Below are 14,251 nucleotides of genomic sequence, written 5' to 3' on the forward strand. Positions count from 1 at the left end.
GGCATGCCCGCACCGGAGGCGCGCCGCATGCACTGGCGGGTTCGAACACTCGCGATCGCGGCGTCCGCGTGCCTGCACGTGGTGCTGCTGGTGGCCATCGCGCGGGTCACGGTCTTCGAAGAGACTCCTTCCCCGCGGGCGGCGAGGCTGACCGACGCGCCCGCCACGACGCTCTCGCTCGCGCCCCCCGCGCCGACCGACACGGCGCCGACCGAGACGCCGCAGCCGCCGGACCTTCCGGCACCGGAAGAAGACGCGCCGGCGCCCGCTCCCGAGCCGCCCGAGCCGCCTGTAACTGGAGCAGCGGCACCCGACGAGCCCGCATCGACGCCCCCGCGCCTGTTCATTCAGCCGGCGCCGACGGCGGGAACGCCGGATCTGGTGGTGGTCGACCGTCCGTCGCCCCGCTCCGCCCCGCCCGAGCCGGCGCTCCCGCCGCCAACGGCGCCCGAGGTTGAGCCGCCCCCGCCGACCTTTACCGCGTCGTTCGCGGGGGTAGAGGGCGTGCGGGCCCGGCGGATCGTGTACGTCATCGATTCGTCGGCGGCGATGGTGCCGACGCTGCGCTTCGTGAAGCAGGAACTCGCGCGGTCGCTCGCGCGCCTGGACGCGCGCCAGTCGTTCCAGATCATCGCGTTCCGGCGACCGCCCGGCGCCGACACCGACGATGTCGCCCGGCTGACGGGCGAGGACGGCTTTCTCGAGGCCTCCGCGTCGAGCCGCGATCGAGCGGCGGCGTGGGTGGAACGCGTGCAGCCGCTCGGCTCGTCCTACCCGCTGGCGGGCCTGCGGGCCGCGTTGGAACTGCGGCCCGACCTGGTGTTCCTGCTGACCACGAGCATCCCGCGATCGGAAAACTCGCAGTGGGGCGACGGCGTGGAGGCGACGCTGGAGGCGCTGGACCGTCTGAACCCGATCGATCCGCGCACGGGCGAGCGTGCCGCGGTCATCAAGACCGTGCAGATCTTGAACGAGGACGCGACCGGCCTGCTGCGGGCCATCGCCGAGGCGCACGGCGACGGCGAGGGGTCTCACCGGGTGGTGCCGGGCGCACGGCGCGAAGAAGCGCCCTGAGATACCGCACGCGTCCCGAACCCCCTGTGCGCAAGCCGGAAATCTGCGCACAAACCGGCGGGTCTGCTTGACCGGTGCGCAGGACGTCTCAGACTGCAGTCTCTCGGACGCTCCGACGGGAAGGACGGGTCCGAGAATCCAGAGGAGAATGATCCCATGCGTATCGCGCGCGCGGTGACGGCGGCGGCGGTGAGTGTGCTCGGCGGGGCGGCGGGGTCGGCGCTCGCGCAGCCCCTGCTCAACGGGCAGTTGGTGGCCTCGGGCCTTGCGACCCCCATCTACGTGACGGCGCCGGCGGGCGACACGTCGCGGATCTTCGTGATCGAGCAGCGCTCGGGCAGCACCGGGCGCATCCGGATCATCAACATCCCCGCGAACACGCTCAACGGCACGCCCTACCTCTCGATCTCGCCGGTCAGCACGGGGAGCGAGCAGGGCCTGCTCGGGCTGGCCTTCCATCCGAACTTCATGCAGAACGGGTACTTCTATGTGAACTACACCGAGCCGCCGGTCAGCGGCGTGAGCGCGGGCTCCACCGTGATCGCGCGGTACCGCGCGACCGGGGGCAACCCGATGTCCGCGACGGCCGACGCGGCGAGCGCCAGCCTGGTGCTCCGCATCCCGCAGCCGGACGCCAACCACAACGGCGGGTGGATCGGCTTCGGGCCCGACGGATACCTCTACATCGCGACCGGCGACGGCGGGTGCTTCAACGACGTCACGTGCACCGCGCCGAACCCGCCGAGCGCCTTCCCGCACTCGGCGGGCGGGAACGCGCAGGACATCACCGACAACCTGCTCGGCAAGATGCTGCGCATCGACGTGGACGGGGCGGACAACATCCCTGGCAACGCCGACGACGACGGCTTCCCCGCCGACACGGCCAGGAACTACGCGGTGCCGTCCGACAACCCCTTCGTGGGCGTCACCGGCGACGACGAGATCTTCGCGTTCGGGCTGCGCAACCCGTGGCGGAACGCGTTCGATCGCGGGACGGGCGACTTCTGGATCGCCGACGTGGGGCAAGACCAGCGCGAGGAGATCAACGCGGTGCCGGCGGGCACGCTCGCGGGGCGTAACTTCGGCTGGCGCTGCATGGAGGGCACGCGGTGCACGGGGCTCTCGGGGTGCACGTGCAACGCGCCGGCGCTGACGCTGCCGGTGGCGGAGTACCGGCACTCGGGCTCGGCGGGACCGATCACGATGACCGGGTGCTCGATCACCGGGGGCTACGTCTACCGGGGGTCGGCGATCCCCTGCTTCCGCGGGCATTACATCTTCGCGGACTTCTGCACGCCGCAGATCTGGTCGTTCCGCCTGGGCGCGGGCAACGTGCTCGAGAACGTCGTGAACCGCACCGTCGAACTGGAGCCCGCGGGCACGCCGTCGATCGCGAACATCTCGTCGTTCGGCGAGGACGCCAGCGGCGAACTCTACATCTGCGACCGCGCGGGCGAGGTCTTCAAGATCGTCTCGGCGGGCAACTGCCCCTCGTGCGAGCCGGACATCAACAACGACGGGAACGTGGACCAGGACGACGTGGCCTGCCTGACGCAGGCGGTCGCGGGCGACTCGGGCTGCCTGGGCGCGGGGATCGATCCGGACTTCAACCAGGACGGCAACGTCGACCAGGACGACATCGCGGCGCTCGAGCAGGTGGTCGCTGGCGCGCCCTGCCCCTGACCGACCGCCGACGCGGGCGGGCAGAGAGTTGACCGCGCCCGTGCGCCACCGCGCGCGGGCGCGTTTTTCCGATCCGGAGCATTACTCATGCGAACCCCGGCTGTTGTGTCATTGCTCGTGGCGAGCGCGGGTGCGCTCGCCCAGTCCACGTCGCCGGCCGTGTTCGTCGCGAACAACGGCAACCTGCGCGGGAGCGTCACGTCGCTGCGGATCAACGCGGACGGCACGCTCGCGATGGTCCAGGACCTGGTGACGGCCGAGGTGCCCAGCGGGCAGAGCAACCCGGGGACGAACGCGTACGCGATCTCGATCAGCCCCGACGGGCGCTTCCTGGCGGTGTCGCACGCGACCGCCGCGACGATCACCGAGCGCATCACGCTGATCCGCGTGAACCCGGACGCGACGCTCACGCTCACGGCGAACGCGACGACGCCCGACTCGCCGCTGGACGTGGAGTGGCTGACCGATCGGTACCTGGTCGCGACGCGGACGCGGTCGAGCGGCGCGAACGAGGTGATCCTGTACCGGTTCGACGAGACGGCGGTGACGCTGACAGAGGTCGACCGCGCGGGCGCGGGCTCGTTCGCCAGCCGCCTGGCGATCGCGGACGGGGGCTCGCTGGTCATCGTGAACGACTCGCCCCTGAGCGGGGGCGCGGTGCTGCGCGTCTTCCGGGTGGACTTCGAGGGCGAGACCATCGACGAGGTCGGCAGCGCCCCCACCGGAACGACGTACGCGCTGGGCATGGGCCTGACGCCCGACGGGACCATGCTGTATGTCGGGGGCGGGGCGTCGACGCCCTACCGCGTGGGCGGGCTGTCGCTCGACATCTCGTCCGGCTCGCTGGCGGCGTTGCCCGGGTCGCCCTACACGTCGATCGGCACGTCGCCCAAGGAGTGCGTGGTGTCGCCCGACGGGCGGTTCGTGTACGTGGGGCACGGGACGGATTCGAGCATCCGCCTGCAACTGCGCGGGAACGACGGCGCGCTGAGCGAGTCCGGGCCGGTGTACGACGTGGGGATCCAGGGCTCGCTGGGCGACATGGCGACGCTGCGCCTCCCCGGGCCGACGCCGCTGGACCTGCTGCTCTTCACCGACAAAGAGACCTTCGACAACACGCCCCGGGGGATCTTCAGCGCCGAGATCACGCCCAACGGGCAGATCAACCTGCGCACCACGCGCCTCGACACGGGCGCGATCTCGCCCAACGACCTCGCCGTATGGGCCGGGACGGGCGCCCCGCCCTGCGAGCCCGACTTCAACCAGGACGGCAGCGTCGACCAGTTCGACATCGCGTGCCTCGCGCTGGTGGTCGCGGGCGATCCATCGTGCGCGGCGAGCGACCCGGACTTCAACCGCGACGGGAACGTCGATCAGAACGACGTGCTCGCGCTCGAGCAGGTCGTCGCCGGCCAGCCCTGCCCGTAAGAAGTGGGACACGACCTCCACAAGCCGCCGCGCGGGCCGCATCGGTCTCGCGAGCGCTGCGGAGCGCGTGTCTAGCGGCCGACGGGCGCGAGCGTCTGACCCGGCCTTGAGACCGGCGAAGCGCCGGCGAGTCCGAGCGCGTCGACGACAACCCGGTGCAGCGCGGCGTTGTCAACAACCGCGGGGATGGCGTCGCTGCCGGGGCCGGTGGCGACAAGTTCCACGAGGTCGCCGGTGTGGTGCGGGCTCATGAACGACACGGCGCAGTGGTCGGCCAGGATGGCGCCCAGCACGAACGTCCACGAGTTGCCCTCGCGGAACGGGTTCACGCGCTCGCCCCGCGCCACGGCGCCGAGCAGGCGGGCCTCGTCGGCGTCGAGCGCGACGCCCGTCGCCTGCTCGACGATCTCCGGCAGTTTCGCGACACGCTCGCCCTTGTCCTTGATCGCGTCGACCTGCGACTCGATCCAGTCGAACGAGCGTCCGCCGGGCTCGCGCACCTTGAAGAGCGAGCGGAAGCCCTTCTCGACGTGCGGGCCGTAGGTCGTGAGACCCGGGTTGGCGTTGCCGTGGTCGGTGGTGATGATGACGAGGGTGTCGTCGCGATCGCGGACGAACTCGAGCACGGCGCCGATGGCGTCGTCGAACTCGACCTGCTCGTGCAGGAGCGCGCGGGCGTCGGAGGAATGTGCGGCGTGGTCGACGCGCCCGCCCTCGACCTGCAGCACGAAGCCGTTGGGATCGCGCGAGAGGATGGCGAGCGCCTTCGACGTCATGTCGGCGAGGCCGGGCACCGTGGGCTCGCGGTCGCAGACGAACGGGACATGCCCCTTGGCAAAGAGCCCCAGGACGCGGGTGGACGCCGCCGCCGGGTCGAGGCGGGCGAGCTCGTCGCGCGTGCGGACGAGCAGCGGCGTCGGGCCGATGGCGAGCGTGGCGTCGGGGAAGTAGTTCCCGCCGCCCCCCATCACGACGTCGACGGAGCGCTCCATGATCTGACGGGCGATCTCGCCCTCCATGTCGCGCGAGGGGACGTTCGCGATGAAGCCCGCGGGCGTGGCGTGCGTGACGCGGGTGGTCGTGACGATCCCGGTGCGCTTGGCGTTCTGGGCCGCGTGCACGAGCAGCGGCGTGGGCTGCACGCCGTCGGGCGTGATGTTCACCGACCCGTTGTTGACCTTCGTGCCGATGCCCCATGCCGAGGCGGCGGCGGCCGAGTCGGTCACCAGGCTGTCGGCGGCGTGGGTCATCTGGAACGAACGCCGCCAGCCGGGCGCCCCGAGCAGCGACACCCAGTGCGACGTTCGCCCGCGCGTGAGCTTGGCGTGCCAGTCGGCGAGCGTGAGCGTGCCGGCGCTCATGCCGTCGGAGACCATGAAGATGACGTTCGTCGCGCGCCGCGGGAACGAAGGGGACCGCGAGGTGCGGACCGCCGCCCGCGCGGGCACGGCGAGCCCGGCGGCGGAGACGGCCAACGCGCCCAGCAGCGTCCGCCGAGTCACGCCCGTGGAGACATCAAGCCCGTCGCGCGAGTGTCCGGAAGAAGCAGGAGTGCGCATAGGCGCAGCCTAGGTCGAGGCACGGGCCGACCGGCGGCGGGCGGCGAGGCGACGGGCGACCTTGGCGCGAACTTCACGATGGCGCGGGCTACGGCGCGTCTTCGTCGAAGGGCGGCTCGTCGCGGTCGGGGCCACCGCCGTCGCGGTGCCCGTCGATCGGGCCGCTCTTCGCCCGCCCGCCAAACCCGCCGCCGGGCGCGCCGGGGGCGAAGGGCGGCGCGTCCTTGACCTCGGCGTGGGTCCACGGCTTGGCGCCCGAGGCGGGCGCGCCGCCGAAACCCGACCCGCCGAAGCCCGACGCGGCGTGCGACGGGCGGTCGTAGCCGTTGCTGCGCGGGGCGTGCCCGAGCGGGCCGATGTCGGCGGGCGCGCGGGCGCCGGGGTCGTAGGACTTGAAGCGCGTGGTGCGGTTGTCCCAGGCGAGCTTGATGACGCCCGTCGGGCCGTTGCGCTGCTTGGCGATGATGATCTCGGCGATGCCGACCTTGTCGGGGTTCTCGGTTCCCCACTCGGGGTTGTGCACGTGGTAGTACTCCTCGCGGTGCAGGAGCATGATGACGTCGGCGTCCTGCTCGATCGAGCCCGACTCGCGCAGGTCGCTCATGCGGGGGCGGTTGCCCTCGCGGCTCTCGCTCGCGCGGTTGAGCTGGCTCAGGCAGATCACCGGCACGTTGAGCTCGCGCGCCAGCGCCTTGACGCCCCGCGAAATGGCCGAAACCTCGACCTGGCGGCTCTCGCGGGCGGCGTTGGGCGAACTCATGAGCTGCAGGTAGTCGATCATCAGCACCTTCACCGAGTGCTGCGCCACCATGCGACGCGCCCGCGCCCGAAGGTTCAGCACCGTCAGGTTGGGGGTGTCGTCGATGTACACCGGGGCCGCCTTGAGGTCTTCGGCCGCCATCATGAGGCGACGGAAGTCGTCGTCGGGGATCTTGTGCCCGCCCCGCAGCGCCTGGCTGCTGACGCCCGAGCGGGCGCTCAGCAACCGCTGCACGATCGCGTTCTTGCTCATCTCCAGCGAGAAGAGCCCCACGGGCGAGCGCCGCCCCGCGGGCGCCCCAGGCACCGGCACGCCCCCGATCGCCATCTGCTCGGCGAGGTTCAGCGCCAGCGCGGTCTTTCCCATGCTGGGACGGGCGGCGAGGATCACCATTTCCCCCGGCTGGAACCCGCGGAGCAGCTCGTCGAGGTCGTCGTACCCGCTGGGCACGCCCGACAGGCTGCCCCCCTCGAAGTCCGCGGCTTCGATCCGCGCGAGCTCGATGTCCAGCAGTTCCGCCAGCGCCTGCGGGTCGGCGGCGTGGGTCTCCTGGGCGATCTCGAAGACCCGCATCTCCGCCGCGTCGAGCACCTCGCGCGCCCCCTCGGGCCCCAGTTCGCCCGCGTGGTACGCCTCGTAGATGATCTGCCCGGCCGCGTCGATGAGGCGCCGGAGCTTGGCCTTCTCGGCCACGATGCGCGCAAAGTGCGGCGCGTTCACCGCGCTCGGCACGGCGGCGGCCAGCTCCGCGAGGTAGTTCGGCCCGCCGATCTGCTCGAGCACGCCCCGGTCGCGCAACAGGTCGAGGATCTGCACGAGGTCCCCGCTGTGGCGCTGGTCGTAGACATCCACCACCGCCTGGTAGATGTGCCCGTGCGAGGCGGTGAAGAAGTCCTCGGGCCGACGCACCATCCCCAGCACGTCGGGGATGACGTTGGGATCAAGGATCATCGAGCCCAGCAGGCTCATCTCGGCCTCGGGGCTCGCCGGGGGCTGGCGCTCGAAGAGCTCCTTCGCGGACAACGGGGGGGAAGAGAAACGCCGGTCGCGGTCGGGTCGTCCTGACATCGGGGCATCGTTCCCGCGCCGAACGACGTGACGCGGGAGGTCCAACCGCGCGCTTGCGACCGGTTGTCCAGAGACTATGCACATCGCTCCTCGAGCCCGAGCGGGGGCCGCGTGGCGAGCACAGCGTCTACCCTCTGCACCATGTCGACAGTCTCCTGCCCGATGGTCCGGCGGATCGCGGTGCTCACCGGCGGGGGCGATTGCCCCGGCCTGAACGCCGTCATCCGCGCGGTGGTGCTCGACGCGCTCGCCTGCGGCCTGACGGTCGTCGGGGTCGAAGACGGCTACCTCGGCCTCATCGAGAACCGCATGCGCGAGCTCACCGAGACCGACATGCTCGGCATCCTCGCACGCGGCGGCACGATCCTGGGCTCGAACAACAAGTCGAACCCCTCGCGCTACCCGGTGGGGCAGAACCCCCCGCCCCCCACGGGCGACGGCAAGACGATCTACGCCGACGTCACCAGGCAGTGCCTCGCGAACCTGCGCGAGCGGGGCGTCGAGGCGATGGTCATCATCGGGGGCGACGGCACCATGACCTCCGCCGCGACCTTCGCGTCGATGGGCCTGCCGGTGGTGGGCGTGCCCAAGACGATCGACAACGACATCGAGGGCACGGAGATCACGTTCGGCTTCCAGACGGCGGTCGCGACGGCGACCGAGGCGATGGATCGATGCCGCACCACCGCCGACAGCCACCACCGGGCGATGATCGTCGAGGTGATGGGGCGCAACGCGGGGTGGATCGCGCTGCACTCGGGCGTGGCGGCGGGTGCAGACGTGATCCTGCTGCCCGAGATCCCGTTCAAGATGGAGCCGATCTACACGAAGATCATGCACCGGAGCAAGCGCGGGCGCAAGAGCACGCTGGTGTGCGTGAGCGAAGGGGCCGCGCCGCTGGGGGGCGCAAAGGTCATCGCCCGGGTCGATCCCCTGAGCCCGGACCCCATCCGGCTGGGCGGTGTGGGGAAGTGGCTGGCCGAGCAGATCGAAGAGGCCACGGGCGTCGAGAGCCGCTTCGCGGTGCTGGGGCACACGCAGCGGGGCGGGACGCCGGTGGCGGCGGACCGGGTGCTGTCGACGCTGCTGGGCAGCCACGCGATGCAGTTGCTCCGCGAGGGCAAGACCGGGCGGATGGTCGCGGTGCAGAACGGGCGGCTGACGGACATCGACCTGCGTGAGCCCGCGGGACGCCAGCGCCTGGTGACGCAGGACGAGCCGCTGATCGCGGCGGCGCGGGCGGTGCACACGACGTTCGGAGACCTGTAGATGGGGCGGCTCTACGACGTGCCGGGCCTGCCGCGTGAACTGATCGAGGCGTTCTGCGCATCGCCCGAGCTGCCGGACCCGCTCCCCGCCGACCCGTTCGGGCTGCTGCGCGAGTGGTTCGACGACGAGCGCCGCGCGAAGCGGACGCCAAACCCGGACGCGATGAGCCTGGCGACGGTGACCGCCGCGGGCGAGGTGAGCAACCGGATCGTGCTGTGCCGCGGCATGGACGTCGCGGGCGGGTTCGTGACGTTCTTCACCAATCGGCAGGGGGCCAAGGGTCGAGCGCTCGCGGAGACGGGCAAGGCGGCGGCGTGCTTTCACTGGGACGCGAGCGACCGCCAGGCGCGCCTGGAAGGGCTCGTGACGCTGAGCCCGGACGACGAGAGCGACGCGTACTTCGCGTCGCGCCGGTGGGAAAGCCGCCTGAGCGCCTGGACGAGCAACCAGAGCGAGCCCACGCCCGGGCGCGGGGCGTTGCTCGCTCGGATGGCCGGGGTGATCGCGTCGCTGGGGCTGACGCCCGAGAACCTGATGGCGCTGCGCGAGCGCGCGCCGATCCCCCGTCCGGCGCACTGGGGGGGCTACCGGCTGCACGCGACGCGCGTGGAGCTGTGGCTGGGCGGCACGGGGCGCCTGCACGACCGGGCGTCGTGGACGCGCGACGTTGAAATCGTCGCGGACCGCGTGATCCGCGCGGGCGGCTGGCGATCGACGCGGTTGCAGCCCTGACCCCCTGTTCACGGGGTTCAGGCGCGCGGCGATTCGGTCGATGACTGCCCGGCGCGTGTCGCGCGGGGAAGCACGCCGGCATGAAAGTCCGCAGTCAACTCACGGCGATCGAAGTGGCCCAGGTCCGCGAGACGCTCGACCGTCGCCTCATCGGGATCGGGGTCGCGAGCCAGCCCGAGGTGGTGCTGCGCCTGCTGGAGCTGTCGTCCAAGGTCGACGCGCAGGTGAGCGACTACGCGAAGGTCATCCGGACGGACCACGCGGTGTCGGGCCGCGTGCTCAAGCTGGCGAACTCGTCGTACTTCGCGCAGCGCTCGCCGGTGACGAGCCTGGAACGCGCCAGCGTGGTGCTGGGGCTGGAGCGGCTCAAGGCCGTGTCGCTGGGCTTCCAGTTGAGCCGCGCCGCGACGGCCGGCGCGTGCGGAGATCTCACGCGCCGGGTGTGGTCGCAGTCGGTGATGCGCGCGTGCGTGGCGGCGGAGCTGGCGCGCGTGCTGGCGCCCGGGTACGTCGCGGAGGCGTTCGTCATCGGGCTGATGGCCGACGCGGGCGTCCCGCTGATGCCCCGCCTGATCGGCAAGCCCTACGACCCGATCGCGGCCGAGGCGATGACGCCCGGGCGCCTGTTCCGGGTCGAGAGCGAGACGCTGGCGTTCACGCACGTGGACGTGGTGGGCGCGATGGCGCGGGCCTGGAAACTGCCCGAACTGCTGGCGCGCCCGCTGGAACTGCACCACACGCGCCCGCCCACGCCGATGCGCGACGACGTGCCCTCGCGCTTGCACGCGCTGGCCTTCGTGACCGGCACGCTGGAGATCGACCCCGCGACCGCGCGCGACCCGGGCGCGGTGGAGAGCGCCGCCGGGATCGCGTCGCACATCCTGGGCCTCCCGCGCGACACGGTCCGCGCGATCGTCGACCGCAGCGCCCGCGAGTACGGCGCGACCGTCGGGATGTTCTCGCAGGTCGCCAGCGCGCTGGGCGAGGGCGCCGACCTCATCGAGTGCATCCACGCGGGGCTGGTGAAGGCGGCGGACACGCTGGTCCTGGGCAGCCTCGAACGCGAGCACCGCGCGTCGGAGGTCGTCTCGATCGGCGGGCACTCGATCCAGGCGACCCGCGAGGCGGACGGCTCCTCCGTGCTCGTGCTCTTCGACGGCGCCGGATCGCAGCTCGTCGCCCACCGCTTCCCCCCGGGATTGGCGACGCCGCTGAGCGTGGTGGACGCGCTCGGCCTCGAACGCATCTCGCCCGACGAAGAACGCCGCCTGCACGAGTACCTGCGTGCGCGGGCGGCGTAAGAACCCGCGGGACTAGTCCGACACGAGGCTCCCGCGACGGTCCCGCAGGTGCGCTCGCCACTCGCGGACGAGACGCGCCAGCGACCACGTCGTGCACCCGCCGCCCCGCAGACGCCACGCGCCCAGTTCGTACATGCGGCTCCAGAGCCCGAAGAGGACCCCGTAGGCCCAGAGCGGCCCGCGCGCCGGATCGTACAGGTTCGTGCTCTCGCTGGAGGCGCCGTTCAGCTCCACCACGCCGAAACCCTCGCCCCGGCGCAGGGCCTCGTCGCTCTCGTAGCGCAGGTCGAACCGCCCGACATCGAGCCCGCCCGCGAACGACCGCGCGAGCGCGTCGATCGCGCGCGTGAGCGCGGGCGTCACGAGGTCGGCCCCGTCGCGGAAGAGCGTGCCCTGCGCGTGGTTCCCGGCCATGGCCAGGCGCACCGCCTCGCCCCGGGCGGGCGTGCGGCCCCAGCCCTCGCCCAGGCGCGTGCGGAAGACGCGCGCCTGGCGCCGGTAGCGCGGGTGGGCGTGAATGAGCGCCCCGAGCGTGGAGACGCCGTCGCCGATGACGACGGGGAACTCCTTGCGCGTGATCGAGTAGATGAAGCCCGCGCACCCGTCGTCGGCGGGGGGCGAGCCCGGCGGGCGCCGGACCCAGAGCACGCCGCATTCTTCCGGGCCGGGGTGATACGCCTGCGCGATGGCGTCGGTGTCGAGTTCGATGAGCGCGCGCCGGGCGTCATCGCGCGAGCGCACGAGGCGCACGCCCAGGCCGCGCTGCCCGCACTCGGGCTTGATGATGAGCGGAAAGCCAAGCCGGGGCTCGTCGCGGATGGCGTCGTCGAGCGTGCGGAGGCGGGCCTCGATGTCGCCGGGCTCGAGGAGTCGGAAGGGGAGCGCGTGGGGCGAAGCGGGAAACGCGCCCAGGATGCGCGACTTGCGCTCGCCCACGAACCCGCCCGCGTTGTCCATCCCCGGGTTCACGCAGGTGAACGCCATGCAGGAGCGCTCGCGCATCGCCAGCCAGACGAGATACGGGAAGAGCGGGGCGTAGAAGAGCCAGGCGGGCCAGTACTCGTGGTGCAGCCCGGCCAGCAGCCCCGCGCCCGCCGGGCGCGCCGGGAGGCGCGCCGCGCGCGCGTGCCCCGCGTCGGGGCCGAGTTCGCCGGTCTGGGTGGGCACGCCGCTCACGCCGAGGTGGTCACCTGCACCAGGCGTCGCTGGCGGATGCGATCAGTCCCCAACTGCCCGCAGGCGCCCATGAGGTCGCGCCCCTTCGTACGGCGTCGCTTGGCGAACACGCCCAGGTCAATGAGCCAGCCGAGGAACCGGGCGACCTCGTGCTCCGGCGGTGCGGGCCAGGGCGAATTACGCCGCGGGTTGTAGGGGATGAGGTTGAGCATCGCCATGACCTTGGCGCCGGCGATGCGTCCGCCCTGAAGCAGGCCGAAGGGCTTCATGAACTCGGCGATCTCGCGGGCGTGCCTGGGCGAGTCGTTGACGCCGGGAATCAGCACGTACTCGATGCACACCTTGTTCCCGCTGGTGCGGGGCCAGTCGAGCAGGGCCTGCTGCACGTCGGCGAGGTTCCACCGCCGGTTGATCGGCATGATCGCCTCGCGGTCGGCGTCGTTAGGGGCGTTGAGGGAGAGCGCGAGGCCCAGGCGGTGCCAGCCGGGCTCGCGGATCTTCTGCGCCAGGCGGCGGATGCCGTCCACCCGCCCCACCGTCGAGACCGTGATCTGGCTCGCGGGCACGTGGGGCCCGTTGTGGTCGCGGAGCACGTCGATCGCGTCGATGACGGCGTCGAGGTTGTCCATCGGCTCGCCCATGCCCATGAACACCAGGTTCTTGGGACGCACGCCGATGACATGGGCCGCGTTCCACCACTGCGCCACGATCTCCGCCGCCGAGAGCGAGCGAACCAGCCCCATCTGGGCCGTCTCGCAGAAGCGGCATCCCATCGCGCACCCGACCTGGCTCGAGAGGCACAGGGTGTAGTTCTGCTCCTGGCGCGAGTTGATCATCGGGATGAGGACCGACTCGATGTCGAGTTCGTCGGCTTCCCCCCGCAGGGCCCCGGCGCCCGGCACGCGCGTGACGAACTTCACCACCTCTCCCTCGGGAGAGTCCTCGCGCAGCACGCGCCCCACCGGGGGCACCGTGCCGTCGAGCCACGCGGCGGCCTGCCCCTTGCGGAAGAAATCCCGGTACGCCGCCAGCGCGCCGGGACGCGCCACGCCCGCCGCCGGGCGCGCGGCGCCGATAAAACGGTCGCTCGGCAACCCCAGGCAGGAGAGGGATTTCGGGGTCGGTTCGGTCACGAGCAGACTGTAGGGGCGGCGGCGGGAACAGCCCAAACAGGGCGGGGAAGGCGAAAGGGGCTTACGCGTTGCCCCCCAGCGCGGTAGGCTGGGGGGCGCGCGGGCATTCGCCCGGAGCCAGGTTCCCTCTCGCGAGGTACACATGCCAAAGCGCGCCTTCACGCTGATCGAGTTGCTGGTGGTGATCGCGATCATCGCGCTGCTGATCGGGCTGCTGCTGCCCGCGCTGGGCAAGGCGCGCGAGGCGGGGCGCTCGACCAAGTGCCGCTCGAACATGCGCCAGTTCGCGCTGGCCACGAGTTTCTACGCGGCGGACTTCAAGGACCGGGTGTGGCCCGTAGCGGACCGGTCGCCGACGTGGCCCAACGGCAACCGCGTGTGGTTCGCGCAGACCGTGCCCCCGCCCCCGCCCGGAGAGGCCGGCACCAACGTCGCGCAGTGGGCGAAGATCGTGGATTCGTCGGGCGTCGCGCGCCCGGGGTTCCTGTACGACTACGTCCAGAACGCGCACGCCGTGGGCGAGTGCCCCACCAACAAGCGCCGCTCGGTGTCGGGCACCGAGCGTGCGAACATGTGGGCGAGCGTCACGGGCGTCGACTTTGACTACTCCATGCTGGACGAGACCGAGGGCGTGAAGCTCGGCTGGCAGGGGTTCTTCGGCGTGGCGCCGCCCAACGCGCCGCAGTCGTCGGTGCTCGCCGCCGCATGGATCCCGCAGCTCACGCAGCTCCACTCGGTGCCGGTCTTTTTCGAGGAGAGTTCGTTCTTTCACAACGGCGCGCAGCACAAGGACGGCATGTTCGGCAACGAAGACCGGCTGACGCTGCGCCACGAGAAGGGCGGGCACATCGCGTACCTCGACGGCTCCGCCAAGCACCACGTCTTCGCCAACGACCGCCTCGACACGAGCACCAACACCAACGCGAACGTCAACGCGAACGACTTCTACATCAACGTCCGCGGGCTCAACTCCACCTGGCTCGCCATCTCCGACCGCCAGTGGCGCTACGGGTTCGTGCAGGGCTACGGCTGGCTGAACCACCCGCGCTAGAGCGCGTTCGGTCGGCC

General features: G+C 71.7%; 11 protein-coding genes. 7 read left to right on the forward strand and 4 right to left on the reverse strand.

Annotation, left to right across the window (positions count from 1 at the left end; translation table 11 throughout):
- Positions 1-3: 3 nt before the first annotated feature.
- From SFY69_07455 to SFY69_07465, 3 genes are all read left to right on the forward strand, one after another.
- Positions 4-1,074, forward strand: a complete 1,071-nt coding sequence (locus SFY69_07455; protein MDX2131870.1) for a hypothetical protein — start codon at positions 4-6, stop codon at positions 1,072-1,074.
- Positions 1,075-1,230: 156 nt separating this feature from the next.
- Positions 1,231-2,757, forward strand: a complete 1,527-nt coding sequence (locus SFY69_07460) for a PQQ-dependent sugar dehydrogenase (GenBank protein ID MDX2131871.1) — start codon at positions 1,231-1,233, stop codon at positions 2,755-2,757.
- An 87-nt stretch (positions 2,758-2,844) separates the two neighbouring features.
- Positions 2,845-4,185, forward strand: a complete 1,341-nt coding sequence (locus tag SFY69_07465) for a beta-propeller fold lactonase family protein (protein ID MDX2131872.1) — start codon at positions 2,845-2,847, stop codon at positions 4,183-4,185.
- Positions 4,186-4,256: 71 nt separating this feature from the next.
- Here SFY69_07465 and SFY69_07470 read toward each other — a convergent pair whose 3' ends face one another.
- Positions 4,257-5,744, reverse strand: a complete 1,488-nt coding sequence (locus tag SFY69_07470; GenBank protein ID MDX2131873.1) for an alkaline phosphatase — start codon at positions 5,742-5,744, stop codon at positions 4,257-4,259.
- Positions 5,745-5,832: 88 nt separating this feature from the next.
- Complete coding sequence (gene dnaB, locus SFY69_07475) at positions 5,833-7,572, reverse strand: replicative DNA helicase (protein MDX2131874.1); 1,740 nt, start codon at positions 7,570-7,572, stop codon at positions 5,833-5,835.
- A 141-nt stretch (positions 7,573-7,713) separates the two neighbouring features.
- Between dnaB and SFY69_07480 the strand changes: the two genes are divergently transcribed.
- The 3 genes from SFY69_07480 to SFY69_07490 all read left to right on the forward strand — a co-directional run bounded on the left by SFY69_07480 (position 7,714) and on the right by SFY69_07490 (position 10,874).
- Entirely contained in the window at positions 7,714-8,841 is a 1,128-nt protein-coding gene (locus SFY69_07480; GenBank protein MDX2131875.1) for an ATP-dependent 6-phosphofructokinase, read from the forward strand.
- A complete protein-coding gene (locus tag SFY69_07485; protein MDX2131876.1) occupies positions 8,842-9,573 on the forward strand; it encodes a pyridoxal 5'-phosphate synthase in 732 nt (243 codons plus the stop codon). It begins immediately after the preceding gene.
- Between the two features lie 80 nt (positions 9,574-9,653).
- Positions 9,654-10,874: an HDOD domain-containing protein gene (locus SFY69_07490; protein ID MDX2131877.1), complete on the forward strand. Its 1,221-nt coding sequence runs from the start codon at positions 9,654-9,656 to the stop codon at positions 10,872-10,874.
- Between the two features lie 12 nt (positions 10,875-10,886).
- On the opposite strand, the gene SFY69_07495 is transcribed toward SFY69_07490, so the two are convergent.
- On the reverse strand, positions 10,887-12,050 hold the full coding sequence (locus SFY69_07495) for a carboxylate--amine ligase (protein MDX2131878.1): 1,164 nt from the start codon (positions 12,048-12,050) through the stop codon (positions 10,887-10,889).
- Positions 12,047-13,183: a 23S rRNA (adenine(2503)-C(2))-methyltransferase RlmN gene (gene rlmN / locus SFY69_07500; protein MDX2131879.1), complete on the reverse strand. Its 1,137-nt coding sequence runs from the start codon at positions 13,181-13,183 to the stop codon at positions 12,047-12,049. Before rlmN ends, SFY69_07495 begins: the two co-directional genes overlap by 4 nt.
- 142 nt (positions 13,184-13,325) lie before the next feature.
- On the opposite strand from rlmN, the gene SFY69_07505 reads away from it, so the two are divergent.
- Positions 13,326-14,234, forward strand: coding sequence for a DUF1559 domain-containing protein (locus tag SFY69_07505; protein MDX2131880.1), 909 nt, complete (start codon positions 13,326-13,328; stop codon positions 14,232-14,234).
- The last annotated feature ends 17 nt before the right edge of the window (positions 14,235-14,251 follow it).

This window comes from Planctomycetota bacterium (assembly GCA_033763975.1).
In the GTDB taxonomy this organism is placed as follows: Bacteria; Planctomycetota; Phycisphaerae; order Phycisphaerales; family UBA1924; genus RI-211.

Bases quoted from the DNA above. Each gene is read 5' to 3' on its own strand.
- SFY69_07485 (MDX2131876.1), top strand. From the start codon at position 8,842: ATGGGGCGGCTCTACGACGTGCCGGGCCTGCCGCGTGAACTGATCGAG.
- SFY69_07465 (MDX2131872.1), top strand. From the start codon at position 2,845: ATGCGAACCCCGGCTGTTGTGTCATTGCTCGTGGCGAGCGCGGGTGCG.
- SFY69_07480 (MDX2131875.1), top strand. From the start codon at position 7,714: ATGTCGACAGTCTCCTGCCCGATGGTCCGGCGGATCGCGGTGCTCACC.
- SFY69_07490 (MDX2131877.1), top strand. From the start codon at position 9,654: ATGAAAGTCCGCAGTCAACTCACGGCGATCGAAGTGGCCCAGGTCCGC.
- dnaB (MDX2131874.1), bottom strand. From the start codon at position 7,572: ATGTCAGGACGACCCGACCGCGACCGGCGTTTCTCTTCCCCCCCGTTG.
- SFY69_07505 (MDX2131880.1), top strand. From the start codon at position 13,326: ATGCCAAAGCGCGCCTTCACGCTGATCGAGTTGCTGGTGGTGATCGCG.
- SFY69_07460 (MDX2131871.1), top strand. From the start codon at position 1,231: ATGCGTATCGCGCGCGCGGTGACGGCGGCGGCGGTGAGTGTGCTCGGC.
- SFY69_07470 (MDX2131873.1), bottom strand. From the start codon at position 5,744: ATGCGCACTCCTGCTTCTTCCGGACACTCGCGCGACGGGCTTGATGTC.
- SFY69_07455 (MDX2131870.1), top strand. From the start codon at position 4: ATGCCCGCACCGGAGGCGCGCCGCATGCACTGGCGGGTTCGAACACTC.